The organism is Vogesella facilis (genome assembly GCF_042648525.1).
GTDB lineage: Bacteria > Pseudomonadota > Gammaproteobacteria > Burkholderiales > Chromobacteriaceae > Vogesella > Vogesella facilis.
The window spans coordinates 512,976-536,887 of the sequence record NZ_JBHRXN010000036.1 but is presented as its reverse complement, the minus strand read 5'-3'; the positions used below and the strand labels follow the sequence as shown (position 1 = coordinate 536,887).

Genomic DNA, 23,912 nt, shown 5'->3' with positions numbered 1-23,912 from the left:
ACGGCCCTGCCGCTGGCGTGGCTATTGAAATACGCCGCGGCGGCCCTATTTGCTCCCTGTCTTGTTCAACCTCACTACACCCATATCATGAGCGCACAGAAAGAAACCCTGGGTTTTCAGACCGAAGTCAAACAGCTGCTGAAACTGATGATCCACTCCCTGTATTCCAACAAGGAGATCTTCCTGCGTGAGCTGGTGTCCAACGCCAGCGACGCGGCCGACAAGCTGCGCTTCGAAGGGCTCAACAATGCCGCACTGTTCGAGAACGATCCGGAGCTGAAAATCCGCATCAGCTTCGACGCGGCAGCCAAGACCATCACCATCGCCGACAACGGCATCGGCATGAACCGCGACGAGGTGATCGCCAACATCGGCACCATCGCCAAATCCGGCACCAAGGCCTTCTTCGAGCAGCTGTCCGGCGACGCCAAGAAAGACGCCAACCTGATCGGCCAGTTCGGTGTCGGCTTCTACTCCGCCTTCATCGTCGCCGACAAGGTAACGCTGACCACCCGCCGTGCCGGCAGCCCGGTAGGCGAAGGCGTGCGCTGGGAATCGCAGGGCGAGGGCGAATTCACCCTGGAGCAGCTGGACAAGGTTGGCCGCGGCACCGAGATCGTGCTGCACCTGAAGGAAGGCCAGGACGAGCTGCTGAACGACTGGGCGCTCAAGCGCATCGTGCGCACCTACTCCGACCACATCTCCATCCCGATCGAGATGAAGAAGGGCAACGGCTACGGTGAGAACGGCGAAGTGATCGTCAGCGACGACTTCGAGGTGGTGAACGAGGCTTCCGCGCTGTGGACCCGCAGCAAGAACGACATCAGCGACGAGCAGTACCAGGAATTCTACAAGCACGTCGCCCACGATTTCACCGAGCCGCTGGCGTGGAGCCATGCCCGCGTGGAAGGCCGCCAGGAGTACACCGAGCTGCTGTATATCCCGTCGCGCGCGCCGTTCGACATGTGGGACCGCGACCGCAAGCAGGGGGTGAAACTGTACGTGCGCCGCGTGTTCATCATGGAAGACAGCAACAAGCTGATGCCGCAGTACCTGCGCTTCGTGCGCGGCGTGATCGACAGCAACGACCTGCCGCTGAACGTCTCGCGTGAGATCCTGCAGGAATCCAAGGACATCGACGCCATCCGCGCCGGCTGCGTGAAGAAGGTGCTGGGCCTGCTGGAAGACCTGGCGGCCAACGATCAGGACAAATACGCCAGCTTCTGGCAGGAATTCGGCCAGGTGCTGAAAGAGGGCGTCGGCGAGGACTTCGCCAACAAGGAGCGCATCGCCAAGCTGCTGCGCTTCGTGTCCACCGCTTCCGAAGGCGACGTGCCGGCGGTATCGCTGGGTGACTACGTTGGCCGCATGAAGGAAGGCCAGGACAAGATCTACTTCATTACCGCCGACAGCCTGTCCGCCGCGCGCAACAGCCCGCACCTAGAAGTGTTCAAGAAGAAGGGCGTGGAAGTGCTGCTGCTCACCGACCGCGTGGACGAGTGGGTAAGCGGTTCGCTCACCGAGTTCGACGGCAAGAAGCTGCAGTCGGTAGCCAAGGGCGCGCTGGACCTGGGCGCGCTGGAAGACGAAGCCGACAAGGCCGCGCAGAAGCAGGTGGAAGAAGCCGCCAAGCCGCTGGTGGAACTGGTGCAGAAGGCGCTGGGCCAACGCGTGCAGGAAGTGCGCGCCACCGCGCGCCTGACCGACAGCCCGGCCTGCCTGGTGGTGGGCGAGCACGATATGAGCGCCCACCTGGAGCGCATGCTGAAGGCCGCCGGCCAGCCGGTGCCGGAAGGCGCCAAGCCGACGCTAGAGATCAACCCGGAGCACGTGCTGGTGAAACGCCTGGCCGCGGAAAGCGATGACGGTCGCCGCGAAGACCTGGCGCATGTGCTGTACGACCAGGCGCTGCTGGCCGAAGGCGGCAAGCTGGAAGACCCGGCGGCATTCGTGAAGCGCATCAACAAGCTGATGCTGGAACTGTCGGCCTGAGCCACACCAAGGTTGGCCGCAAAAAAACCGCCCCACGCGTGGGGCGGTTTTTTTATTACCTGTGGCTGGCGGTGGCTTACTCGAACGGGCAGGCGAGGAAGGCCGGGTGCGTCTCCGCCTGCACGCTCCAGGCGCGCAAGCCGGGGTAGGCGTCGGCCGCGATGTGCTCCGCCGCGCGCTCGGCGATGAAGCGCCAGGCCACGGCGATGCTGAGTGTGGCCTGATCCAGCTGCGCCACCGCTGGTGGCTGGCGCTGCAGAAAGCTTTCCATCAATGCGCAGGCGGCGTTCAGCTGCTCCGCCACCCGTGCCAGCCAGGGTTCGTGGCGCGCTTCGGCCGGGCGCAGATTGCGTTCGTAGTAGGCCTGCACCGCCTTCTCCATCGCCGCCAGCGCCAGGCCCACGCCGTGCAGGCAGTGCTGCCGCGCCGGCAGCGCTTCCGGCGTCAGCCGCCGTTCTGCCGGCGCCAGCCGTTCCAGGTAGTCGAGGATCAGGCTGGAATCCATCAGCAGCTCGCCGTCGTCGCACACCAGGGTCGGCACCTTGAGCACCGGGTTGATCTGGCGGAACTCCGGCATGTTGCGGAACACCGACAGCGGCAGGTGCTGGTAGCCGATATCCATCAGCCGCAGCGCAATTGCCACCCTTCTGACATAGGGTGAATCCAGCATGCCTATCAGTTGCATGACACCTCCCTTTGCTCGTTGCGTACCGAAATAAAGCCCAGTTGCAGGGCGCCGCCTTGCGGCGCGGGGGCGCTCAGGCCTTGCAGGTCGAGGCGGCCGTCGCCCTCCAGCAGCAGTTTACCGGCCGGCAGCTGCGCCTGCTCGCCGGCATGCAGGCAGATGTCCTCGCCGTTGATGGTCAGCCAGTGCGCACCGCTCAGCGCGCGGACCTGGCCGGGGCGCACCAGTTGCAACACCAACAGTTCCTGCCGTTGCAGGGTCAGATGCAGTACGTGTTCCATAGCGTTTCCCTCCAAGTAGTGTTGCTACTATAAGCTGGTGAAACACAAAGAAAAATTGATGATTTCTGCCGAGACGTGTTAGTTTTTCTTACATGAAAGCTCTGCCGCCCCTCACTGCGCTGCGCAGTTTCGAAGCCGTTGCCCGCCTGGGTGGCATTACCCGTGCCGCCGGCGAGCTGAACGTCACCCACTCCGCCATCAGCCAGCAGATCCGCCTGCTGGAAGAGCTGTTGGGGGTGACGCTGTTCGTGCGCGAAGGGCGCGGACTGCGGCTGAGCGAAGAAGGGCGCTTCTACGCGCTGCAGATCCGCTCCGGCCTGGCCGAACTGAGCGAGGCCACCCGGCTGGTACAGGCGCGGCCGCGCGAGGGCGATCTGGCGGTGGCGGTGCTGCCGTCGTTCGGCTCGCAGTGGCTGCTGCCGCGGCTGCACCGTTTCCAGGCGCTGTACCCGCGCTACCGGGTGAGCATCCGCGCCAGCCTGGACATTCTCGACCTGCGCCAGGGGCTGGTGGATGTGGGCATCCGCATTGGCCAGGGCGACTGGGAAGGCTTGCAGCAGCTAAAGCTGTTCGATGACGAATTGTTGATGGTGGCGGCGCCGACGTTCAACGGTGGCCGTCTGCCGCAGACGCCGCAGCAGGTGATGGCCGGGCCGCTGATCCGCTCGGTGGAAAGCTGGCAGCCGTGGTGCCAGCTGGCCGGCATCGACGAGCCGGGCGAGGCCTGGCTGTGGATCAACGATTCCAACCTGATCCTGGAGATGGTGCGCCAGGGGCAGGGCATTACCCTGGAGCGGCGCAGCCTGGTGCAGCGAGACCTGGAGGCCGGCCGGCTGGTACAGCTGACTGATATCGTGGCGCCGTATCCCTACCCCTGCTGGCTGGTGTGGCCGCCGCGCGAAAGCTCGCGCTACAAGCAGGAGATCTTCGCCGCCTGGCTGCAGCAGGAAGTGGCCGCTTACCTGGCCGGGCTGGCGCGCGGGACGGCGGCTTAGCGCGGCAAGGTTGGCCGCAGGCGTGATGCGCCGAGGTTTTCCTGGCGCGCGGCTTTTGGTACCGTGTCGGCCATGAAGATCACCCGCCATATCCCCCGCGAAGAAATCAAGGCGCTGCCGCTGTTTGCCGGCCTGGCGCTGCCGCAGATCACCCTGGTGCAGGACGAGGCGGCGCTGGCCGCCGCCGTGGCCCGGCTGGCACAAGAGCCGGTGCTGGGCTTCGATACTGAGTCGCGGCCAACCTTTCACAAGGGGCAGCAGCCCACCGGGCCGCACCTGGTGCAGTTGGCCAGCGCCGAGCATGCCTGGCTGTTCCCGCTCGGCGAGGGGCCGATGCCGGCGCCGCTGGCGGCGCTGCTGGCGCGCCCCGGCCTGACGCTGGCCGGCTTCGACCTCAGCTCCGACCGCGCGCATCTGAAGAACCGTTTCGGCGTGACCGATCTGGCGCTGCTGGACCTGGGCAACCGCTTCCAGTGCGAGGACAAGCGGCTGACCATCGGCGCGGTGCAGGCGGTGGCGCAGCTGTTCGGCCAGTACTTTCGCAAGTCGAAGAAGGTGTCCACCTCCAACTGGTCGCTGCGCCAGCTCAGCGAGTCGCAGCAGCTGTATGCGGCCAACGATGCCTGGGTGGCGTTCCGCGTGTGGCAGGCGCTGCAGCAAGGCTAGCCCGCCCTGCCGGCAGGGGTGAAGCAGCTGCCGATTCGTGGTAGTCTCATCGCCCCGCCGCCCGGCGGGTTTTCTCATTGTTTTTCATCGAGTTCCAGCATGCTGTTTGATCGTCCCCTCGCCATCGTCGACCTGGAAACCACCGGCGGCCACATCACCCGCGACCGCATCACCGAAGTGGGCATGATCCTGATCGACGGCGAGCAGGTAGAGCGCTTCGACCTGCTGGTCAACCCGGGGCAGAGCATCCCGCCGTTCATCGAAGAGATGACCGGCATCAGCGACGCCATGGTGGCCGACGCGCCGCCGTTCGCCGCGGTGGCGGAGCAGCTGCTGCACAAGCTGCAGGGCCGGCTGTTCATCGCCCACAATGTGCGCTTCGATTACGGCTTCCTGAAGAACGAGTTCAAGCGCGTCGGCATCAAGTTCCGCAGCGAGGTGCTGTGCACCGTCAAGCTGTCGCGCAAGCTCTACCCGCAGCACTACAAGCACAACCTGGACAGCATCATCGCGCGGCATGAAATTCAGTTGCCGTCGCGGCACCGCGCCATGGCCGACGCCGAGGCGCTGTACCAGTTTCTCGGCCAGTCGCTGGCCACGCTCGGCCGCGACGCGGTGGAGGCGGCGGCCAGCGAGCTGATGGCGCAGGCCACGGTGCCGCCGGGGCTGGACCCGGAGGTGATGGAGCAGCTGCCGGACGTGCCGGGGGTGTACCTGCTGTACGGCGAGCACGACCTGCCGCTGTACGTGGGCAAGAGCAGCAATCTGCGCAACCGCGTGCTGGCGCACTTTACCGGCGGCCAGCAGCACAAGGAGGTGCGCCTGGGGCAGCAGATCAAGCGGGTGGAATGGCACGAAACCATCGGCGACTTCGGCGCCCAGCTGCTGGAGCTGGAACTGGTCAAGGCCAGGCAGCCGATCCACAATCAGCGCGGCCGGCTGGAACAGGAGCTGTGCTCCATCCAGCTGCAGCAGGGCGGCAGCGGCTTCCTGCTGCCGCGGGTGGTGCACGCGCGCGAGGTGGATTTCTCGCAGCTGTCCAGCCTGTACGGCCTGTTCCGCAGCCCGAAGGAGGCGAAGAAGACGCTGACCGAGCTGTGCGAGTTTAACGGTCTGTGCCAGACCTGTTTGCAGCTGGAGAAGCGCGGCGCGCGCAAGGGCGCCTGTTTTGCGCATCAGCGCGGCCGCTGCAAGGGCGCCTGCGTCGGCAAGGAAGACGCCGCCGCGCACAATATCCGCCTGCTGCAGGCCTTGTCGCGGCTGCAGCTGAAGGCGTGGCCGTATGCCGGCGCGGTGGCGGTGCGCGAGACCGATCCGGTGAGCGGCGAGTGGGAGGAGTTTTTGTTCGAGCGCTGGTGCTATCTGGGTTCGCGCCGCGCCGACAGCAGCCAGCAGCAGGCCAAGCCGCGTTTCGATCACGATGTGTACAAGCTGCTGGCGGCGTTCCTCAAGAAGCCGACCGACCATGCCCAGCTGCTGGCGCAGCCGCCGGAGTGAGCCGCCGCGCGGTGGCCGCGTCAGCAAAACGCCCGCTGTTAGCGGGCGTTGTCGTTGGGGCGGGAGAGGCTAGTCGGTAATGGCCTGGAAGCCGCGCAGCCGCGCCTCGATCTGGCGCGGGTTCTCGCCGTTGGCGATGGCGACGATGCCCTCGATCACCAGCTCGCGCGCGGTGCTTTCCAGTGTGATCAGGTGCTTGAGCTTGTGCGCCATCGGCAGGAACAGCAGGTTGGCCGCACCGACGCCGTACACGGTGGCGACGAAGGCCACGGCGATGCCGCCGCCCAGCTTGGACGGGTCGGACAGGTTTTCCATCACGTGGATCAGCCCCAGCACCGCACCCATGATGCCCATGGTCGGCGAGTAGCCGCCGGCGGATTCCCAGATCTTGGCCGCCAGCTTGCGAGCGTGTTCGTGCGCTTCCAGTTCCACCTCCAGCACATCGCGGATCATCTGCGGCTCGCCGCCGTCCACCAGCAATTGCAGCGCCTTCTTGGTGAACGGGTCTTTCTGCGCGTTGAGGTAGCCTTCCAGCGCCAGCAGGCCGCTGCGGCGCGAGGTGTTGCTCCAGCCGACGATGTCGCGGATCTGCTTTTCGAACTCGAAGTTGGGCGGCACGAACACCCACTTGGCCATCTGCAGCCCGGTCATGAACTGGCGCGGGGTGGACTGCAGCATCACCGCGCTGGCGGTGCCGCCGATGACGATGAGGAAGGCGGTGACCTGAACCAGCGAGGCGATGTGGCCGCCTTCCAGCGCCTGGCCGGCCAGAATGGCGGTCAGCCCGCCAAGAATGGCGATAAAACTGATCTTGTCCAACATGTAGGGTTCCGTTTACTGGCGGCGCAAAAGGTTGGCCGCATCAAATCCAGTCGCGCAGCCGGCTGCGCAGGCGGGTTACCGCCTGGCTGTGCAGCTGGCAGACGCGCGATTCGGAGACGCCAAGCACGGCGCCAATTTCCTTCAGGTTCAACTCTTGTTCGTAGTACAGGCTCATCACCAGCTGGTCGCGTTCCGGCAGTAGCTTGATCGCCTCCACCAGCGCGCTGCGGAAGGCGCCGCTGGCGAGGATGTCGGCCGGCTCGTGGCTGTTCTCGTCCACCACGTTTTCCACGTGGTGGCCACTGCTGTTGCCTTCGTCGTCTTCGAAATCGGAAAAATGCACCAAGCTGACGCCACGGCACTCGCCCAGCATGTCCTGATATTGCTCCAGCGGCAGCTCCATGTGCCCGGCGATTTCGCTTTCCAGCGGCGGGCGGCCCAGCTGCTGTTCCAGCGTATGGATGGCGGTTTCGATCTGGCGCGAATTGCGCCGCGTCTGGCGCGGCATCCAGTCTTCGCGGCGCAACTCGTCCAGCATGGCGCCGCGGATGCGCTGGCTGGCAAAGGTCTCGAACTGCACGCCCTGGCTGGCATCGAACTGCTTGGCCGCTTCCATCAGCCCGATGATGCCGACCTGGATCAGGTCGTTGATATCGACGCTGGCCGGCAGCCGGGCCACCAGCATGCTGGCAAGCTTCTTCACCAGCGGGGTGTGGCGCTCGATGTCGATCTGTTCGCGCGTGGCGGCAACCTGGGCATAGGCGCGTATTTTATGGGGGGCTGCCATGTCAGCTTCCTGTCAGATCTGCAAGCGATTTGGTAGTCATCAGCAAGTGTTCCAGATAGCTGGCGCGCTGGGTAGCGCTGTCCGGGCCATGCCAGCGCGGCAGCATCTGTGCCAGCTGGCGGCAGGCCTGCGACGCTTCGCTATCGGCAAACGCTTCCACCGTGGGGCGGCGCAGGGTCTGGCTTTTGCGCACGGTGTGGTCCAGCGGCACGAAGCCCACCCAGCGCAGCGCTACCGACAGGTAGTCGCCGGCCACGCCGCTGAGGCGGTTGAACACTGCCTGGGCTTCGTTGAAATCCTGTGCCCGGTTCACCAGCACGTTGAAACGGCGGCGGGCGTAGTCGCCGGCCAGCCGCTTCAGGCTGGCATAGCCCTGGGTGAGGCTGTCGGCATCCGGGCTGAGCACCAGCACCAGATTGTCGGCGATGCACAGCGGCGCCGGGTCGGTGGTCAGCGCCGGGGCGTCGACCAGCAGCACGCTGTTGTCGGCTTCCAGCGCGGCGAATTCGCTGGCCAGCCGCCGCCACAGCCGCGGCGACATGCGGGTGCGTTCCTCGCTGCTGGCCACCAGGTTGACCAGGCTCAGGCCATAGCGGTTGCTGACCAGCAAGTCGCTGACGCCGCCCAGGCTGATGGCCAGGCTGGCGAAACTGGCGCTGGTGGGCAGCCCCAGCCGGCGGGCCTGATGGTTGCCCGGCTGGTGTTCCACCAGCAGCGGACGTTGGCCGCTCATGGCCAGCGCGGCGGCCAGCTCGCCGACCACGGTGCTGACGCCGCTGCCTTCGCCGCCAAAGAAGGCGAACGAGGGCGGGTAGTGGGATTGCGCGCGCGCCTGGCGCAGGCTGGAGGCTTGGTCGCTCATGCTGTTAGCCCAGCCAGCCGGATTGCGCGGCGTTGACCAGATTCAGCTCGTCGCCGGACGGGCTGAACGGCGAGTGCTGCTGCGCGGCGCGCAGCGCGCGGTCGATCAGCAGCTCGGCGTGGGCGGCGTGGATGTCTTCCGGCACGCGCTGGCCGTTGGTGACATAGAACAGCCGCAGGCGGTTGCGGATCACCACGTCCAGGCTGGGGCCCAGCGCCAGCGCCTCGTCGATCTTGGAGACGATGGCGCCGGTCAGGCCTTCGCCCTTGTAGTGGCGCACCACGTCTTCCAGCGTGTGGCCGTCGGCGTTGGCCGCCAGCAGCAGCAGGCGCTGCACCGGGCGGCCGGCCTGCTTGAACATTTCCAGCTGGCTCTGCACCCGCGCATCGCGCTGGCTCATGCCCACGGTGTCGATCAGCACGATCTTGCGCGGGGTCAGGTCGGCCAGCGTCAGCTGCAAATCGCCTTCGTTCTGTACCGAGAACACCGGCACCCCGAGAATCTTGCCGTAGATGCGCAGCTGGTCCTGCGCGCCGATACGGTAGGTGTCGGTGGTGATCAGCGCCACGTTCTGCGCGCCGTGGCGCATGGTGGCGCGTGCGGCCAACTTGGCGACGGTGGTGGTCTTGCCGACGCCGGTGGGGCCGACCAGCGCGAAGATGCCGCCGGCCTCGATCGGGTCGTGCTGCGGATCCATGCACTTGAGGTTGTGGATCAGCGCCGAGCGTGCCCATTTCTGCGCGATTTCGCCATCGTATTGCGGCGGCAGTTTCTGGGTGAGCTGGCGGATCAGCGCCGAGCTGAAGCCGGCGGTGAGCAGGTGGCGGAACAGCTCGGCGCGGTTGGGCGCGCGCTGTTCCATGTCCGACCAGGCGAAGCCGGCCAGCTGGCTTTGCAGCAGGCTGCGCAATTGCTTGATCTCGTCGCTGATCTGCTTGAGCTCCTGCGACATCTGCTCGCGTTCGGCATCGGTTTCCGCGGCATTGCTGCTGCGCGGGGTGGCCGGCGCGGCGGCGGCCGGGCGGCGGCTGCTGTTCTGCTGCACGTGCTGCAGGAAGGGCTGCGGCTGGTTGCGCGCCGGTTCCGGCGGCGGTGCGGGCGCGGGGGGCGTTGGCGGCGGTGGTGGTTCGTCCAGCGGTTCCACCGGCATGGCATAGGTGCGCGCCAGCGCGCGGTTGACGGCCGGCGCACTGCTGCCGGCGGGCGTGGCCGGCGGCGCAGGGTTGGCCGCAGGCTGCGGCGCGGTGTTGCGCGGCGGCTTGGGCTGCGCCGGTGGCGTCAGCGTGGTGGCAATCGCGGACACGTCAGCATCGGCAACCGCCATGATCTCTACCCCACCGCCCAGCGTCGGGCGGTTGGACAGGATCAACGCGTCGGCGCCAAGTTCTTCCCGAACCTGGCGCAGCGCGTCGCGTGTAGTTTTGCCGTAGAACTTTCTGACGACCATGCGTTAGCCTTTGCTCCCCCCGATCACCGCAATTATACGAATGGATTTGCTGTCGGGTATCTCATTATGAGAAATGACCCGCAGTTGCGGCAGCGCCCGGCGCAAGAAGCGTGCCAAAAGCGGCCGCAAGCCAGGCGGTGTGAGCAGCACCGGATTGTACCCCTGATTTTCAACATTTTCTGTTTGATGCGCGGCGTTGGACAGCAGGTTCTCTGCAAGACCCGGCTCCAGCCCGCCGCCGGCCTTGCTGTTCACCGCCTGCATCAGGATGTTTTCCAGCTGCGGCTCCAGCGTCATCAGCGGCAGCTCCTGTTCGCCGGGGAACAGCTGCTGCACGATGGCGCGCGACAGCGCGGTGCGCACGGCGCTGGTCAGGTCGTCGATATCCTGGGTGATGGCGACATGGTCGGCCAGCGTCTCGATGATGGTGCGGAAGTCGCGCAGGTGGATGCCATCCTGCAGCAGCTGCTGCAGCACCTTCTGCAGGATGCCGATCGGCACCACCTTGGGCACCAGATCCTCCACCAGCTTGGGCGCTTCCTTGGCGACGTGTTCGATCAGCGCCTGCACTTCTTCGCGGCCCAGCAGCTCGGCGGCATGGGTCTGCAGCAGGTTGGAAATGTGAGTGGCCACCACGGTGCTGGCATCCACCACCGTGTAGCCCAAGTTCTGCGCCTCGTCGCGCTTGCTGGCGTCGATCCAGATTGCCGGCAGGCCGAACGCCGGGTCGGTGGTGGGCGTGCCCTGCAGCTCGCCGCTGACCTGGCCGGGGTTGATGGCCAGGAACTGGCCGATATAGGCCTCGCCGTTGCCGATCTCCACGCCCTTGAGCAGGATGCGGTAGGCGTTGGGGCGGATTTCCAGGTTGTCGCGGATGTGTACCGGCGGCACCAGGAAGCCTAGCTCCTGCGCCATCTTCTTGCGGATGCCGCGGATGCGGCGCAGCAGCTCGCCGTCCTGGTCGCGGTCCACCAGCGGGATCAGCCGGTAGCCCACTTCCAGCCCCAGCGCGTCCACCGGCTGCACGTCCTTCCAGCCCACCTCGGCCAGTGGTTGTTCCAGCACCGCCGGCGGCGGCTGCTCGCTGACGGTGGCCACCGCCTGCTCTTTTTGCTGGCTGAGTTTTTCCAGCCAGCGGGCGGTTGCGGCCAACGTGCTGGCAATCAGCAGGAACGCCAGATGCGGCATGTTGGGAATCATGCCCAGCAGGCCGATGACGCCGGCGGTGAGGTACAGCACGGTGGGGTTGGCGAACAGCTGGCCGGCCAGCTGCTCGGAAATGCCCTTCTCGGTGCCGACGCGCGCCACCACCATGCCGGCAGCGGTCGAGATGATCAGCGCCGGAATCTGTGCCACCAGGCCGTCACCGATGGTCAGCAGGGTGTAGCTCTCGGCGGCGCTGGCCACGTCCAGGTCATGCTGCACCACGCCGATGATCAGGCCGCCGACGATGTTGATCACCATGATCAGGATGCCGGCCACGGCGTCGCCGCGCACGAACTTGGAGGCACCGTCCATGGAGCCGAAGAAGTTGGCCTCTTCGGTGATCTTGGCGCGGCGGCGGCGGGCGTCGTCTTCGCCGATCAGGCCGGCGTTGAGGTCGGCATCGATCGCCATCTGCTTGCCGGGCATCGCGTCCAGGGTGAAGCGCGCCGATACCTCGGCGATACGGCCGGCGCCCTTGGTGATCACCACGAAGTTGATGATGGTGAGGATGACGAACACCACGATACCGATGGTGATGTTGTCGCCGATCAGGAAGTGGGCAAACGATTCGATCACCTTACCGGCGGCACTGGCACCGGTATGGCCTTCCAGCAGGATGATGCGGCTACTGGCCACGTTCAGCGACAGGCGCAACAGGGTGGTGATCAGCAGCAGGGTAGGGAAGGAGGAGAACTCCAGCGGCTCGCGCGTGTTTACCCCCACCATCAGCACGATGATGGAAATGGCGATGTTGAAGGTGAAAAAGATGTCGAGCAGCAGCGGCGGCAGCGGCAACACCATCATCGACAGCACCAGCATGATCAGGATCGGGCCTGCCAGGGTGTTGACGTCGACTTTCTTGAGCAGTTCGGAGAGCTTGTTCATGCCTCGTTACGGGGTGCCGGTGGGCGCAGTATGTTGATTGCGTTTGGATTCGGGGTCAAGTTCGGGCGGCACCTGCAGTTGTTCCGGGAAAACCGGCGAAATGCCGCCGCTCTGCTCATACTGCTGCAGCTGGTAAACATACGCCAGCACTTGCGCGGCGGCAGTATACAGCTTGGCCGGAATGGCTTCGTTCAGCTCGACATTGAAATACAGCGCGCGGGCAAAGCTGGGCGCGCGCAGCACCGCCACGCGGTGTTCCTTGCCCTTGCCGATGATGCGCTCGGCCAGCTTCAGCGAACCCTTGGCGATCAGCTTGGGGGCGCCCATGCCTTCTTCGTACTGCAGCGCCACCGCGTAGTGGGTCGGGTTGGTGACGATCACGTTGGCCTTGGGTACTTCCTGCATCATGCGTTTGCGTGCCGCTTCGCGCTGCAGCTGGCGGATGCGGCCTTTCACTTCCGGCGAGCCTTCCTGCTCCTTGTATTCCTGTTTCAGCTCTTCCTTGGTCATGCGCAGGTTCTTCTGGTATTGCCACAGCTGGAACGGCACGTCGATCAGCACCAGCAGCAGCATGGCGCCCACCACCATGATGAAGGTGTGCTCCATCAGCCGGACCAGCTCGGGCAGCGCGCGGTCCAGCGGCATGCTCGCCAGCCCGACCAGCTCGCCGCGTTCGCTCCAGATCACCCAGGTGGCGACGCCGCCGATCAGCGCGCTTTTCAGCACGGCCTTCAGCCCTTCGGTGGCGGCCTGTACCGAAAACATGCGCTTGATGCCGGCGGCGGGGTTGAGCTTGGCAAAGTTGGGCATGAAGCCCTTGCTGGTCAGGTTCCAGCCGCCGATGCTCAGCGGCGTCAGCGCGGCGGCGAGGAACAGCGCGCCGAGGATGGGGGCCAGGATCTGCAGCGCATCCAGCAGGCTGCCACGGAAGCGCTCCATGATCTGCACGGCATCGAAGGCCTGGCGCTGGTCGAAGCTGAACCAGTCGATCATCAGCTTGTGCAGAAACTGGTAGATGCTGCTGCCGGTGGCCATCAGCAGCGCCAGGCCGGTAGCGGTAACGGCAAAGGTGGACAGCTCGCGCGAACGCGGCACATTGCCCTCGGCGCGGGCCTGTTCCAGCCGCCGGGGCGAGGGTGCTTCGGTGCGGTCTTCCTTGTCGCTTTCTTCTGCCATTGCTCGCGTTGCTTCTATCTAGAGCTGCCAAGCGGCGATGTTAGCCGATTGCAACCCGGCTGCGGTGGAGTTTGATCAAGCGGCCAGGCCGTGGTGACGGCGCGCAGGTTGGCCGCAGACGGCAATGACCGTACAATCGTGCGGTTTCTCTACTGGTTTTTTTCGAGGTACCGATGAAGCAATATCTAGATCTGATGCGCCATGTGCTGGAGCACGGCGTCGACAAGTCCGATCGCACCGGTACCGGCACGCGGTCGGTATTCGGTTACCAGATGCGTTTCGACCTGGCGCAGGGCTTTCCGCTGGTGACCACCAAGAAGTGCCACCTGCGCTCCATCATTCACGAGCTGCTGTGGTTCCTGTCCGGCGACACCAATATCCGCTACCTGAAGGAAAACGGGGTGTCGATCTGGGACGAATGGGCCGACGACAACGGCGAGCTGGGGCCGGTGTATGGCTACCAGTGGCGCAGCTGGCCGGCGCCGGATGGCCGTCACATCGACCAGATCGCCAATGTGCTGGAGATGATCAAGCGCAACCCGGACTCGCGCCGGCTGATGGTGTCGGCGTGGAACCCGGCGCTGGTGGACGAGATGGCGCTGCCGCCGTGCCACAGCCTGTTCCAGTTCTACGTGGCGGACGGCAAGCTGTCCTGCCAGCTGTATCAGCGCTCGGCGGACATCTTCCTCGGCGTGCCATTCAACATCGCCAGCTATGCGCTGCTGACCATGATGGTGGCGCAGGTGTGCGGCCTGCAGCCGGGCGATTTCGTGCACACCCTGGGCGATGCCCACCTGTACAGCAACCACCTGGAGCAGACTCGGCTGCAGCTGTCGCGCCAGCCGCGCGCGCTGCCGACCATGCGCATCAACCCGGATGTCAGCGATCTGTTCGCCTTCAAATTCGAAGACTTCACGCTGGAAGGCTACGAACCGCACCCGCACATCAAGGCGGAGGTGGCGGTATGAGTCTGCGGCCAACCTTGACCCTGGTGGCGGCGATGGCGCACGACAACGTGATCGGCATCGACAACACCCTGCCGTGGCATCTGCCGGAAGACCTCAAGCACTTCAAGGCGGTGACGCTAGGCAAGCCGGTGATCATGGGGCGCAAAACCTTCGACTCCATCGGCCGGCCGCTGCCGGGGCGGCTGAATATCGTGGTGACGCACCAGCACGACTGGCAGCACGACGGTGTCAGCGTCGCGCACTCGCTGGCAGCGGCGCTGCAACTGGCCGGCGCGGTGGACGAGGTATGCGTGATCGGCGGCGCCAATCTGTACGCGCAGGCGTTGCCGCTGGCGGACAAGCTGTGCCTGACCCACATCGATCTGGCGGTGGCCGGTGACGCGCGCTTCCCGGCCTGGGTCGCCGACGAATGGCAGTGCACGGCCCAGCCCGCCCTCGTTGCGGCCAACGGCTTGCAGTATTACTTTGCCGACTATCAGCGGCGGGCCTGATCCGTCGCCACATGCAATAAAAAAGCGGCCCGGCGGCCGCTTTTTTATTGTCGCCCGGTTCTAGCCCAGCAGTTCCGCGGCGGCGGCCTGCGCGGTATGGCTGTACTGGATGGCGAACTCGCGCAGCATCTGTCGCAGCTGGCTGCCATCGCGCGCCACGATGGCCTTGAGCAGGCGGTCGAGGAAGTCGTAGGTGCGGTCGATCTGGTTCTTGCCGGCGCGCAGGATGGCAAACAGGCAGCGCTGCGACTGCGGCAGCAGGTCGAACAGGGTCTGCTGCAGGTAGCGGTTGCCGCAGTGCAGGTACAGCAACTCCAGGAACTGCACCCCGGAGCGGTAGAAGCCCTCGCTGTCGCTCTTGCGCTGCTGCTCGCCCAGCTCGGTCATCAGCTCGATGAAACCGGCCAGGTCGTCGTTCTGCCAGTTGGCCGCCAGATTGTCCACCGCCTGCTCCAGCAGCAGGAACCACAGCGCGAACAGCTCGCGCACGTCTTCCGGGCTGATGCTGGAGACGATGGCGCCGCGGCGCGGGTAGATGTCCACCAGGTGGCGGCGTTGCAGGATCAGCAGTGCCTCGCGCACCGAGCCGCGGCTGACATCCAGCTCGGCGGCAATGCGCAATTCCTGGATGCGCTCGCCCGGCTGCATGTCGCCGCTGACGATCTTGTGTCCCAGGTATTGCGCGATCTGTTCGGTAAGCGAGTCGTTGGCCTTGAAGCTCACACGCGCCTCCTGCTGGCTGCTAGTCATGGTGATGGTCGGAATTGAAGTTTGTCGATTGTCCGGCAATCGAACAGCAGGATTCTAGCATTGCCGGCGCTGCCGGCGTGCGCGCCCGTGCTATCGGACAGGCGATAGCGGCAAGTTGTGGCGTAAAAACAAACGGTTGTTTGACCGTGGCGAGAAAAACCTTGCCTGCAGGGCGGCGGCAAACGTACTATTCAAACGCTTGTTTAAGCAAGGCCAAGCGAGGAATCAGGGGCTAACACGACAAGTGGCTCGCAAGGTAGGTTTGAACAGCTGCTTCAAGAGCAATAACGCCGTTATTGCGTGTTCCATTGGGAACCTTGCAGGTACGACACGGGTGTTGACCTCTCCCTTCATCGGGAGAGGTCTTTTTTTTTTGCCCGCGGTCAGCGCGCGCCGCGTTCGCGTTCGGCGGCGATCAGGTCGGACAGCAGGATGTTCAGCGCATCGGTGGACATGCGCAGCTCCAGCAGCGACATGCCCAGCGACATGATCATCAGCAGCAGGCTGGCGCCAAAGGTGACCTGCGCCACCTGCGGCCAACCGGTATAGATCTGCAGCATCGCCAGCACGCACAGGAACAGGCTGCCCACCCCCAGGCTCTGCATCCACTTGATCAGCGCGATGCGGCGGCGCAGGTTGCCGATCTGCTGCACCAGTTTTTCGTCCGGCGCCTGCTGGTAGTCGTCGTACAGGTTGCGGATGATGCTGGCCAGCGCCAGGTAGCGGTTGGTATAGGCCAGCAGCAGCAGGGAGATCGCCGGGAACAGCAGGGCAGGAGTGGTGAGGTTGAGCATGGGTCACAGGTTTTCGTTGATCAGGACGTCCAGGCCGTTGCCGGTCAGGGCAAACAGCTCGACGATGTCTTCATTGCGCATGCGCACGCAGCCGCGTGAGGTCGGGGTGCCGAACGCCACGTGCTCGCCAGCGCCGTGGATATAGATGGCGCGGTCGTAGCTATCCACCTCGCCGCCCTGGTTCTTGCCTGGCTCCATGCCGCACAGCCACAGGATGCGGGTGAGGATCCAGTCCTTGTCCGGGTATTCCTGGTGCAACTGTGGGCTGTATTTCCACGGTGTCACCTGGCGGCGGTAGATGATGGTGCCCGGCGTCACGCCATCGCCGATACGCTCGCAAACCCTGTGCCAGCCGCGTGGCGTCTGGTAGCTGTTGGCCAGTTCGCCGACGCCGTTCTTGGCGGTGGAAATGGCGTAGTGGGCGCGGGCAACGCCCAGCGCGTCGTAAAACACCAGCGACTGGCTGCGTACCCCCACTTCCAGCCACGGGCTGCCCGGGGTGTAGGGGTTGGGTTTGATCTCCGCCGCCTGTACCGGCTGCAGCTGGCTGGCCAGCAGGTACTCCGCCTCCGGCGGGCTGGCCGCCAGTGCCGGCAGTGTCAGCAGCACCAGCAGGGCCGGCAAATAGGGCAGACGAGTGGACATGCTGCTCTCCTCGGTTACCTGCGTTGGGCAAAGAAATCGGCCAGAAGTGCCGTCGCGGCGTCGGCCGCGATGCCACCGTCGATGGCTGTGTGGTGATTGAGGCGGCGCTCGGCAAACAGATTGAGCACGCTGCCGGCGGCGCCGGTGCGCGGCTCGGCCGCGCCGTACAGCACGTGATCCAGCCGGCTGTGCAGGATGGCGCCGGCGCACATCGCACACGGCTCCAGCGTGACGTACAGCTGGCAGCCATGCAGCCGGTAATTGCCAATGTTGGCCGCCGCCTCGCGCAGCGCCAGCATCTCGGCATGGGCGCTGGGGTCGTGGCTGCCCAGTGGGCGGTTGTAGCCGCGACCGATGATGCGCCCGTGCTGCACCACCACCGCGCCGACCGGCACCTCGCCGTGCTGCGCGGCCTCGGCCGCCAGCGTCAGCGCCTCGGTCATGAACGCCTGTCGTTCCGCCTGCGGCGGTAACGGCCGCACCGGCGGGTGCTTGGCCGCCGCCTGGCGCAGCGCGGTGCGGCTGGCATCGTCCAGTGCCGACCAGTGCTCGCCGCGTGCGGCCGCCGCCAGCGCGAACAGCAAGCGTTCGGTAGCGGTGTGGCCGCTGGCTTTCAGCAGCAGAAAGGCGCGCACCACGCCGGCGCGCTGCAGATCGGCGCGGCTGTGGATGTTCAGTGCCGCCAGCCAGCGGATGGCATTGGGCGGCAAGGGAGGCGAAGTCAGCATGGGGCAGGCTTAAATGCTGCGGCCAACCTGCACGTCGTGTCAGGTTGGCCGCAAGGTGGTCACGCCGGCAACATCAGCCCGGACGGCGCATGGCCAGCAGGTAGTTGACGTCGGTGTCGTCGTTCAGGCTATAGATATGTGTCAGCGGGTTGTAACCCATGCCCTTGACCTGCACCAGCTCCAGCCCGGCGCCGCGCGCCATGCGCGCCAGCTCCGAAGGCTTGAGGAAGCGGCGGTACTCGTGGGTGCCGCGTGGCAGCATGTTCAGCACGTACTCGGCGCCGACCACCGCCAGCAGATAGGCCTTGGCATTGCGGTTGAGGGTGGAGAAGAACACCCAGCCGCCGGGCTTCACCAGCTCGGCGCAGGCGTGTACCACGCTCAGCGGGTCCGGCACATGTTCCAGCATCTCCATGCAGGTCACCACGTCGAAGCTGGCCGGCGCTTCTGCGGCCAACTCTTCCACCGGCACGCAGCGGTAGCTGACGCTGACGCCGGATTCCAGGCTGTGCAGCTGCGCCACTTTCAGCGATTTCTTCGCCAGGTCGATGCCGGTGACGCTGGCGCCCTTGGCGGCCATGCTCTCGGCCAGAATGCCGCCGCCGCAGCCCACGTCCAGCACCGTCTTGCCGGCGATGGCGGCGAAGTCATCGATAAAGCCCAGGCGCAGCGGGTTGATCTCGTGCAGCGGCTTGAACTCGCTGTCCTTGTCCCACCACTTGTGGGCAATCTGGCTGAATTTATCCAGTTCCTGTTCGTCTACATTGCTCATTTGGTGTCCTGCTTATTTGGCCAGAATGCGTACGCGCCAGTCTTCGGCCTTGGCCTTCAGTTCGGCTTCGTTCAGGGTGGTGAGCGTGCGTTCGCGCAGTACCGCGCGGCCGTTCACCCATACGTGGCTTACCTGTTCGCGGCCGGCGGCGTACACGATGTGCGAGATCGGGTCGAACTGCGGGCTGGTTTCCACCGCCGACAGATCGACGGCGATCAGGTCGGCCTGCTTGCCCACGCTGACCGTGCCCACCTTATCGGCGATGCCCAGTGCCTGCGCGCCGTGCAGGGTGGCCATGCGGATGGCGGTGGCCGCCGGCACCGCGGTCGGGTCCAGCGTGCCGACCTTGGCCAGCAGCGCGCCCATGCGGGTCTCGCTCAGCATGTCCAGCTTGTTGTTGGAGGCGGCGCCGTCGGTGCCGATGCCCACGTTGACGCCGGCGGCCAACAGTTTCTGTACTGGGGCGATGCCGGAGGCCAGCTTCATGTTGGAAGTCGGGTTGTGGGCGATGGACACGCCATGCTTGGCCACCAGCGCGATTTCCTCGTCGCTCAGATGCACCATGTGTGCGGCGATCAGGCGCGGCGACAGCAGGCCGAGACCGGCCAGGCGCGCCAGCGGGCGCTGCTGGTACTGGTCGATGCTGCCGTTCACCTCGTCCAGGGTTTCGTGGATGTGGCAGTGGATCAGCATGTCTTCCTGCTCGGCCAGGGTCACCACCTTGCGGAAGGTGTCGTCGGACACGGTGTACGGCGCGTGCGGTGCCAGGGTGAAGGTAATCAGCTCTTCGCCGAGGAACTGCTGGCGCTCGGCCATGCCCTTGGCGATGTAGTCGTCGGCGTTCTGGCCGTAGACGGTGGGGAATTCTAGGATCGAGCAGCCAACGAAAGTACGCATGCCGGCCGCCAGGCCGGCGCGGGCCATGGCGGCGTGGAAGAAGTACATGTCGTTGATGGTGGTGGTGCCGCTGCGGAACATCTCGCCCATTGCCAGCAGCGCGCCGTCGAATACGAAGGCATCGCTGACATGCTTGCCTTCCGCCGGCCAGATGTGGTTCTGCAGCCAGTCCATCAGCGCCTTGTCGTCGGCCATGCCGCGCAGCAGGGTCATCGCCGAGTGGCCGTGCAGATTGATCAGCCCCGGCATCAGCACGTGCTGCGGCAGGTTGATATGCTCGGCGGCGCTGGCGCCGGCAATCTCTTCCGGTCGCAGGATTGCCACAATGCGGCCATTTCGCACGCCTACTGCGTGGTTTTCCAATACCTGGCCATCCTGCTCTACGGGGATGATCCAGCGCGCGCAAATCAACTGATCAAAAGCGGTATTTTGCATGAAATGTTGCCTATAAAAGTATGCGGGCGATTGTAGGCGCTGGCTTCCCGGTTCGGCAACCTGCCTTATACTATGCAAAAAGAGAAATTCCGCGCACGGGCAAGCACTTCCGTATAATCTGTTTCAATAAATTGAACATCCATGGCGCCTAGCCTTTGGGGAACCCGAGTCCATGACCCAGAAGCCTGACAATTTCGATAGCTATACCATTGGTTCGCGCCTGTCGTTGCGACAGGTCTTTCTGATGGCGCTGGTCCTTGGACTACTTATTCCCGCCGTCATCATCAGTGTGCTGAGTTTCAACCTGCAGCGTGAGCAGGCCGAGAACCAGCTGGCGGTGGACCAGAAGCGCCTGCTGGATATCGTGGCGCTGGGCATGCAGGAGCCGCTGTGGAACCTCAGCCGCCAGGCTGGTGCGCCGCTGGTGTCGTCGGTGATGGACGACCCGCGCGTGATCTCCATCCGTGTGTCCGACACCCAGTCCAATACCGTGTTCCTGTCCACCCTGCGCAGCGAACGCCGCATCGGCAGCGTGGCCTTCGTGCAGAAGCCGGTGGTGTACCGCGGCGAGGAGATCGGCCAGGTCAGCATCGAGTTCGACACCGAGCACCTGGCCATCTACCAGCGCAACCAGCTGAAGAACCTGTTGCTGATCGTGGCGGCGCAGTTGCTGCTGTCGGTCATTCTGGTGATGACCATCCTGCATTCACGTTTCCTGCGCCCCATCGCCCAGCTGTCGCAACAGGCCACCAGGTTGGCCGCACTCAAGCTGGACGAGCCGTTCCACTGGGGGCGGCATGACGAGATCGGCACCGTCGGCAAGCATCTGGAGTGGACCCGCTCCGAACTCAAGCGCCTGATCGACGAGCTGAAAGCCAAGACCCTGGCGCTGGAGGCGGATATCGAACGCCGTCGCGAGGTGGAAGACGCGCTGCGCCGCTCCGAGAACAAGTACCGTGAGCTGTTCTGGTCCAACCTGGACGGCATCGTGATCAGCTCGCTGGAAGGGCAGATCATCGACGCCAACCCGGCCTTCCTCAGCCTGCTGGGCTACAGCCTGGACCAGCTCAAGCTGCAGAACTTCTGGGGCCTGCTCGATCGCGACAGCGAGGCCCACGAGCGTTACAACCTGGACAACAAGGTGATGCGCTTCGGCTTCTGCGACGAATTCGAAGTGCAGTACATCAACCGCATCGGCAACCCGATTCCAGTCAGCGTCAAGACCGTGGCGATGCGTGATGCCAGTGGCCGTATCACCGCGGTGTGGCGCATGGTGCGCGACATCTCCGAGCGCCGTGCCGCCGAGGAGCGCATGCAGCTGGCGGCCAAGGTGTTCGAGAACACTGCCGAAGGCATCATGATTACCGATGGCGATGTGCGCATCCGCAGCGTCAACCGTGCCTTTACCGAAATTACCGGCTTTGCGCAGGAGGAAGTGCTGGGCCAGCGCCCGATGGTGCTCAGCTCCGGCCGCCACAACAAGGACTTCTACGACAGCCTGTGGCAGGTGTTGAACGAGCAGGGCTCGTGGCAGGGCGAGGTGTGGAACCGCCGCAAGAACGGCGAGGTATACCCGGAGTGGCTGGCGATCAACGCGGTGAAGAGCCCGTCCGGCGACGTGACCCACTATGTCGCCATCTTCAGCGACCAGTCCGAGCGAAAGGCCGCCGACGAGCGCATCCAGTTCCTGGCGCACTTCGACGTGCTCACCGGGCTGCCCAACCGCGGCCACCTGCAGGATCGTGCCTTGCTGGCGATCCAGAACGCCACCCACGACAACGGCAAGCTGGCCATCCTGCTGCTGGACCTGGACCGCTTCAAGACCATCAACGAATCGCTGGGCCATGCTGCCGGCGACATCCTGCTGAAGATGGCCTCCGAGCGCATCCGTAGCGTGCTGGGCAGCGGTGAGGTGGTGGCGCGCCAGGGCGGGGACGAATTCATCATCCTGCTGCCGCTGGTCAGCGATGCCGCCGCCGCCGCGCACGCCGCCGAGCGCATCCTGTCCGAGTTCACCACCCCGCTGGAGGTGTACAACCACGCGCTGATGGTGACCGGCAGTATCGGCATCAGCGTGTTCCCAGACGACGGCCGCGATTTCGACACGCTGGTGCGCAACGCCGATGCGGCGATGTACCACGCCAAGTCCAGCGGCCGTAACAACTACAAGTTCTACACCGCCGACCTGAACGCGCGGGCGCGCGAAATCCTGGCCATCGAGAGCCAGCTGCGTTACGCGGTGGAGCGCGGCGAGTTCGTGCTGCACTACCAGCCGCAGGTGGAAATCAAGAGTGGCCGCATCGTCGGCGCCGAGGCGCTGATCCGCTGGAACCATCCGTCGCTGGGTCTGCTGGGGCCGCTGCACTTTATCGACGTGGCGGAAGAGCGCGGCTTCATCGTGCAGATCGGCAACTGGGTGATCCGCGAAGCCTGCCGCCAGATTGCCGCCTGGCACGCTGCCGGCCTGCCGCTGATCACCATCGGTGTCAACCTGTCGGCGCTGCAGTTCCGCCATCAGGACCTGACCCAGGTACTGGGCAATGCGCTGGCGGCCTACAACCTGCCGGGCAGCTGCCTGGACGTGGAAGTGACCGAGAGCGTGATCATGGACGACATGGAGTCCACGGTGCAGTCGATCCGCGCCATTCAGGACATGGGCATCCGGCTGTCGATCGACGACTTCGGCACCGGTTACTCCAGCCTGGCCTATTTGAAGCGCTTCAAGGCCGACAAGCTGAAGATCGACCGCTCCTTCGTGCGCGATATCCCGGACGATCAGGACGATACCGCCATTACCCGCGCCATCATCAATATGGCGAAGAACCTGAACATGCAGGTGGTGGCCGAAGGTGTGGAAACCATCGAGCAGTGGCACTTCCTAGAACAGCATGGCTGTGATCAGGTGCAGGGTTACCTGCTGGCCAAGCCGATGGCGGCAGAGCTGGTGGAGCCTATGCTGCGCAAGGCCAGCCTGTTGCCGCAGGGCTGAACGCGCAGCATGCGGCCAACGTTGGCCGCATGCTGAAAACCCCGCCGAGACTGGCGGGGTTTTTTCTTGGCCGCCGGATGGCGGCGAGGGCGGCCGGCAGCGTCGCAGGGGGCAGGGCTGGTGCCAGGGGATGGCGGGTTCTCTGCACGATGCGCGACAGTGCACGACTGCTGGGCAAGAAAAAGCCCGCCATCTTGCGATGGCGGGCTTTCTTTAATCCGCAAACTGCCGGATTAGATCATGCCTTTGGACTTCAGCAGCTCGAACATGGTCTTGCCGATCTCAGCCGGGCTGCGGGTGTAGGCGATGCCGGCACGCTCGAAGGCCTTGAACTTCTCTTCGGCCGTACCCTTGCCGCCGGAGATGATGGCGCCGGCGTGACCCATGCGCTTGCCTTTCGGGGCGGTAACACCGGCGATGTAGCCTACTACCGGCTTGGTCACGTACTGCTTGGCGAATTCGGCGGCCTCTTCCTCGGCGCTACCGCCGATTTCACCGATCATGATGATGGCGTCGGTATCCGGATCGTCCTGGAACAGCTTCAGGGAATCGATGTGGGAGGTACCCGGGATCGGGTCGCCGCCGATACCGATGCAGGTGGACTGGCCCAGGCCCAGCGCGGTGGTTTGTGCCACGGCTTCGTAGGTCAGAGTGCCGGAGCGGGACACGATGCCGATGCGGCCCGGGTTGTGGATGTGCCACGGCATGATGCCGATCTTGCACTCGCCCGGGGTGATGATGCCGGGGCAGTTCGGGCCGATCAGGCGGATGCCGGCTTCGTCCACGGCTTTCTTCACGTACAGCATGTCCAGGGTCGGCACGCCTTCGGTGATGCACACGATCAGCTTAACGCCGCTGTCGATGGCTTCCAGGATGGAGTCCTTGGCGAAAGCTGCCGGTACGTAGATCACAGAGGCATCGGCCTGGGTCTGGCGCACGGCGTCCTTCATGGTGTTGAACACCGGCAGGCCCAGGTGCTCAGCACCGCCCTTGCCCGGGGTAACGCCGCCGACAACCTTGGTGCCGCACTTCAGTGCCTGTTCGGCGTGGAAAGTACCGTTCTTGCCGGTGAAACCTTGCACCAGCACTTTGGTGTCTTTGTTTACCAATACGCTCATTTTGAAATCCTTATGCGGTGCGGG

The 23,912-nt window shown here is 64.8% G+C and carries 22 protein-coding genes; 7 read left to right on the top strand and 15 right to left on the bottom strand.

The window, feature by feature from the left end:
• Positions 1-87: 87 nt before the first annotated feature.
• Positions 88-1,992: a molecular chaperone HtpG gene (htpG, locus tag ACFOLG_RS17900; protein ID WP_386094673.1), complete on the top strand. Its 1,905-nt coding sequence runs from the start codon at positions 88-90 to the stop codon at positions 1,990-1,992.
• 76 nt (positions 1,993-2,068) lie between these two features.
• Here the strand turns inward: htpG and ACFOLG_RS17895 are convergent, their stop codons facing one another.
• Positions 2,069-2,677, bottom strand: coding sequence for a glutathione S-transferase family protein (locus tag ACFOLG_RS17895; protein WP_386094670.1), 609 nt, complete (start codon positions 2,675-2,677; stop codon positions 2,069-2,071).
• Entirely contained in the window at positions 2,668-2,958 is a 291-nt protein-coding gene (locus ACFOLG_RS17890) for a DUF2917 domain-containing protein (protein ID WP_386094667.1), read from the bottom strand. The genes ACFOLG_RS17895 and ACFOLG_RS17890 overlap by 10 nt, the downstream gene beginning before the upstream one ends.
• A 92-nt stretch (positions 2,959-3,050) precedes the next feature.
• Between ACFOLG_RS17890 and ACFOLG_RS17885 the strand changes: the two genes are divergently transcribed.
• The 3 genes from ACFOLG_RS17885 to ACFOLG_RS17875 all read left to right on the top strand — a co-directional run bounded on the left by ACFOLG_RS17885 (position 3,051) and on the right by ACFOLG_RS17875 (position 6,116).
• Entirely contained in the window at positions 3,051-3,953 is a 903-nt protein-coding gene (locus ACFOLG_RS17885) for a LysR substrate-binding domain-containing protein (RefSeq protein WP_386094664.1), read from the top strand.
• A 72-nt stretch (positions 3,954-4,025) separates the two neighbouring features.
• Entirely contained in the window at positions 4,026-4,619 is a 594-nt protein-coding gene (locus tag ACFOLG_RS17880; protein WP_386094661.1) for a 3'-5' exonuclease, read from the top strand.
• Between the two features lie 99 nt (positions 4,620-4,718).
• The gene (locus ACFOLG_RS17875) at positions 4,719-6,116 is read left to right on the top strand and encodes an exonuclease domain-containing protein (RefSeq protein WP_386094658.1); all 1,398 of its coding nucleotides are present in this window, start codon (positions 4,719-4,721) and stop codon (positions 6,114-6,116) included.
• Between the two features lie 69 nt (positions 6,117-6,185).
• On the opposite strand, the gene ACFOLG_RS17870 is transcribed toward ACFOLG_RS17875, so the two are convergent.
• From ACFOLG_RS17870 to flhB, 6 genes are read right to left on the bottom strand one after another with little or no spacing between them, the layout of a single operon-like run.
• Positions 6,186-6,938: a flagellar motor protein gene (locus ACFOLG_RS17870; RefSeq protein WP_386094655.1), complete on the bottom strand. Its 753-nt coding sequence runs from the start codon at positions 6,936-6,938 to the stop codon at positions 6,186-6,188.
• A gap of 40 nt (positions 6,939-6,978) precedes the next feature.
• Positions 6,979-7,725: an RNA polymerase sigma factor FliA gene (locus ACFOLG_RS17865; protein WP_386094652.1), complete on the bottom strand. Its 747-nt coding sequence runs from the start codon at positions 7,723-7,725 to the stop codon at positions 6,979-6,981.
• Position 7,726: 1 nt separating this feature from the next.
• Positions 7,727-8,587: a MinD/ParA family ATP-binding protein gene (locus ACFOLG_RS17860; RefSeq protein WP_386094649.1), complete on the bottom strand. Its 861-nt coding sequence runs from the start codon at positions 8,585-8,587 to the stop codon at positions 7,727-7,729.
• A 4-nt stretch (positions 8,588-8,591) separates the two neighbouring features.
• Entirely contained in the window at positions 8,592-10,034 is a 1,443-nt protein-coding gene (gene flhF, locus ACFOLG_RS17855; protein WP_386094645.1) for a flagellar biosynthesis protein FlhF, read from the bottom strand.
• Between the two features lie 3 nt (positions 10,035-10,037).
• Complete coding sequence (flhA, locus tag ACFOLG_RS17850) at positions 10,038-12,125, bottom strand: flagellar biosynthesis protein FlhA (protein WP_386094642.1); 2,088 nt, start codon at positions 12,123-12,125, stop codon at positions 10,038-10,040.
• 6 nt (positions 12,126-12,131) lie between these two features.
• Entirely contained in the window at positions 12,132-13,301 is a 1,170-nt protein-coding gene (gene flhB, locus ACFOLG_RS17845; RefSeq protein ID WP_386094639.1) for a flagellar biosynthesis protein FlhB, read from the bottom strand.
• A gap of 173 nt (positions 13,302-13,474) precedes the next feature.
• Between flhB and ACFOLG_RS17840 the strand changes: the two genes are divergently transcribed.
• Positions 13,475-14,269, top strand: a complete 795-nt coding sequence (locus tag ACFOLG_RS17840; protein WP_386094636.1) for a thymidylate synthase — start codon at positions 13,475-13,477, stop codon at positions 14,267-14,269.
• Complete coding sequence (locus tag ACFOLG_RS17835) at positions 14,266-14,760, top strand: dihydrofolate reductase (protein WP_386094634.1); 495 nt, start codon at positions 14,266-14,268, stop codon at positions 14,758-14,760. Before ACFOLG_RS17840 ends, ACFOLG_RS17835 begins: the two co-directional genes overlap by 4 nt.
• Before the next feature lie 60 nt (positions 14,761-14,820).
• Here ACFOLG_RS17835 and ACFOLG_RS17830 read toward each other — a convergent pair whose 3' ends face one another.
• The 6 genes from ACFOLG_RS17830 to ACFOLG_RS17805 form a co-directional block, all read right to left on the bottom strand.
• A complete protein-coding gene (locus tag ACFOLG_RS17830; RefSeq protein WP_386094631.1) occupies positions 14,821-15,510 on the bottom strand; it encodes a GntR family transcriptional regulator in 690 nt (229 codons plus the stop codon).
• Positions 15,511-15,893: 383 nt separating this feature from the next.
• A complete protein-coding gene (locus tag ACFOLG_RS17825; RefSeq protein ID WP_349588861.1) occupies positions 15,894-16,304 on the bottom strand; it encodes a DUF2721 domain-containing protein in 411 nt (136 codons plus the stop codon).
• Positions 16,305-16,307: 3 nt separating this feature from the next.
• Entirely contained in the window at positions 16,308-16,949 is a 642-nt protein-coding gene (locus ACFOLG_RS17820; RefSeq protein WP_386094628.1) for a L,D-transpeptidase family protein, read from the bottom strand.
• 14 nt (positions 16,950-16,963) lie between these two features.
• Positions 16,964-17,677 carry a tRNA adenosine(34) deaminase TadA gene (gene tadA, locus ACFOLG_RS17815; RefSeq protein WP_386094625.1) on the bottom strand — a complete coding sequence of 238 codons (714 nt, stop codon included), beginning with the start codon at positions 17,675-17,677 and terminating at the stop codon, positions 16,964-16,966.
• Positions 17,678-17,750: 73 nt separating this feature from the next.
• Complete coding sequence (gene ubiG / locus ACFOLG_RS17810; protein WP_386094622.1) at positions 17,751-18,449, bottom strand: bifunctional 2-polyprenyl-6-hydroxyphenol methylase/3-demethylubiquinol 3-O-methyltransferase UbiG; 699 nt, start codon at positions 18,447-18,449, stop codon at positions 17,751-17,753.
• A gap of 12 nt (positions 18,450-18,461) precedes the next feature.
• Complete coding sequence (locus ACFOLG_RS17805) at positions 18,462-19,781, bottom strand: TRZ/ATZ family hydrolase (RefSeq protein WP_386094619.1); 1,320 nt, start codon at positions 19,779-19,781, stop codon at positions 18,462-18,464.
• A gap of 172 nt (positions 19,782-19,953) precedes the next feature.
• Here ACFOLG_RS17805 and ACFOLG_RS17800 point away from each other — a divergent pair, with 172 nt between their 5' ends.
• Positions 19,954-22,770: an EAL domain-containing protein gene (locus ACFOLG_RS17800; protein ID WP_386094616.1), complete on the top strand. Its 2,817-nt coding sequence runs from the start codon at positions 19,954-19,956 to the stop codon at positions 22,768-22,770.
• A gap of 233 nt (positions 22,771-23,003) precedes the next feature.
• On the opposite strand, the gene sucD is transcribed toward ACFOLG_RS17800, so the two are convergent.
• Positions 23,004-23,888, bottom strand: coding sequence for a succinate--CoA ligase subunit alpha (gene sucD / locus ACFOLG_RS17795; RefSeq protein WP_088965087.1), 885 nt, complete (start codon positions 23,886-23,888; stop codon positions 23,004-23,006).
• Positions 23,889-23,912: the final 24 nt, after the last annotated feature.

Coding starts and splice junctions, on each gene's coding strand:
- htpG (WP_386094673.1), top strand. CDS start 88: ATGAGCGCACAGAAAGAAACCCTGGGTTTTCAGACCGAAGTCAAACAG.
- ACFOLG_RS17895 (WP_386094670.1), bottom strand. CDS start 2,677: ATGCAACTGATAGGCATGCTGGATTCACCCTATGTCAGAAGGGTGGCA.
- ACFOLG_RS17890 (WP_386094667.1), bottom strand. CDS start 2,958: ATGGAACACGTACTGCATCTGACCCTGCAACGGCAGGAACTGTTGGTG.
- ACFOLG_RS17885 (WP_386094664.1), top strand. CDS start 3,051: ATGAAAGCTCTGCCGCCCCTCACTGCGCTGCGCAGTTTCGAAGCCGTT.
- ACFOLG_RS17880 (WP_386094661.1), top strand. CDS start 4,026: ATGAAGATCACCCGCCATATCCCCCGCGAAGAAATCAAGGCGCTGCCG.
- ACFOLG_RS17875 (WP_386094658.1), top strand. CDS start 4,719: ATGCTGTTTGATCGTCCCCTCGCCATCGTCGACCTGGAAACCACCGGC.
- ACFOLG_RS17870 (WP_386094655.1), bottom strand. CDS start 6,938: ATGTTGGACAAGATCAGTTTTATCGCCATTCTTGGCGGGCTGACCGCC.
- ACFOLG_RS17865 (WP_386094652.1), bottom strand. CDS start 7,725: ATGGCAGCCCCCCATAAAATACGCGCCTATGCCCAGGTTGCCGCCACG.
- ACFOLG_RS17860 (WP_386094649.1), bottom strand. CDS start 8,587: ATGAGCGACCAAGCCTCCAGCCTGCGCCAGGCGCGCGCGCAATCCCAC.
- flhF (WP_386094645.1), bottom strand. CDS start 10,034: ATGGTCGTCAGAAAGTTCTACGGCAAAACTACACGCGACGCGCTGCGC.
- flhA (WP_386094642.1), bottom strand. CDS start 12,125: ATGAACAAGCTCTCCGAACTGCTCAAGAAAGTCGACGTCAACACCCTG.
- flhB (WP_386094639.1), bottom strand. CDS start 13,301: ATGGCAGAAGAAAGCGACAAGGAAGACCGCACCGAAGCACCCTCGCCC.
- ACFOLG_RS17840 (WP_386094636.1), top strand. CDS start 13,475: ATGAAGCAATATCTAGATCTGATGCGCCATGTGCTGGAGCACGGCGTC.
- ACFOLG_RS17835 (WP_386094634.1), top strand. CDS start 14,266: ATGAGTCTGCGGCCAACCTTGACCCTGGTGGCGGCGATGGCGCACGAC.
- ACFOLG_RS17830 (WP_386094631.1), bottom strand. CDS start 15,510: ATGACTAGCAGCCAGCAGGAGGCGCGTGTGAGCTTCAAGGCCAACGAC.
- ACFOLG_RS17825 (WP_349588861.1), bottom strand. CDS start 16,304: ATGCTCAACCTCACCACTCCTGCCCTGCTGTTCCCGGCGATCTCCCTG.
- ACFOLG_RS17820 (WP_386094628.1), bottom strand. CDS start 16,949: ATGTCCACTCGTCTGCCCTATTTGCCGGCCCTGCTGGTGCTGCTGACA.
- tadA (WP_386094625.1), bottom strand. CDS start 17,677: ATGCTGACTTCGCCTCCCTTGCCGCCCAATGCCATCCGCTGGCTGGCG.
- ubiG (WP_386094622.1), bottom strand. CDS start 18,449: ATGAGCAATGTAGACGAACAGGAACTGGATAAATTCAGCCAGATTGCC.
- ACFOLG_RS17805 (WP_386094619.1), bottom strand. CDS start 19,781: ATGCAAAATACCGCTTTTGATCAGTTGATTTGCGCGCGCTGGATCATC.
- ACFOLG_RS17800 (WP_386094616.1), top strand. CDS start 19,954: ATGACCCAGAAGCCTGACAATTTCGATAGCTATACCATTGGTTCGCGC.
- sucD (WP_088965087.1), bottom strand. CDS start 23,888: ATGAGCGTATTGGTAAACAAAGACACCAAAGTGCTGGTGCAAGGTTTC.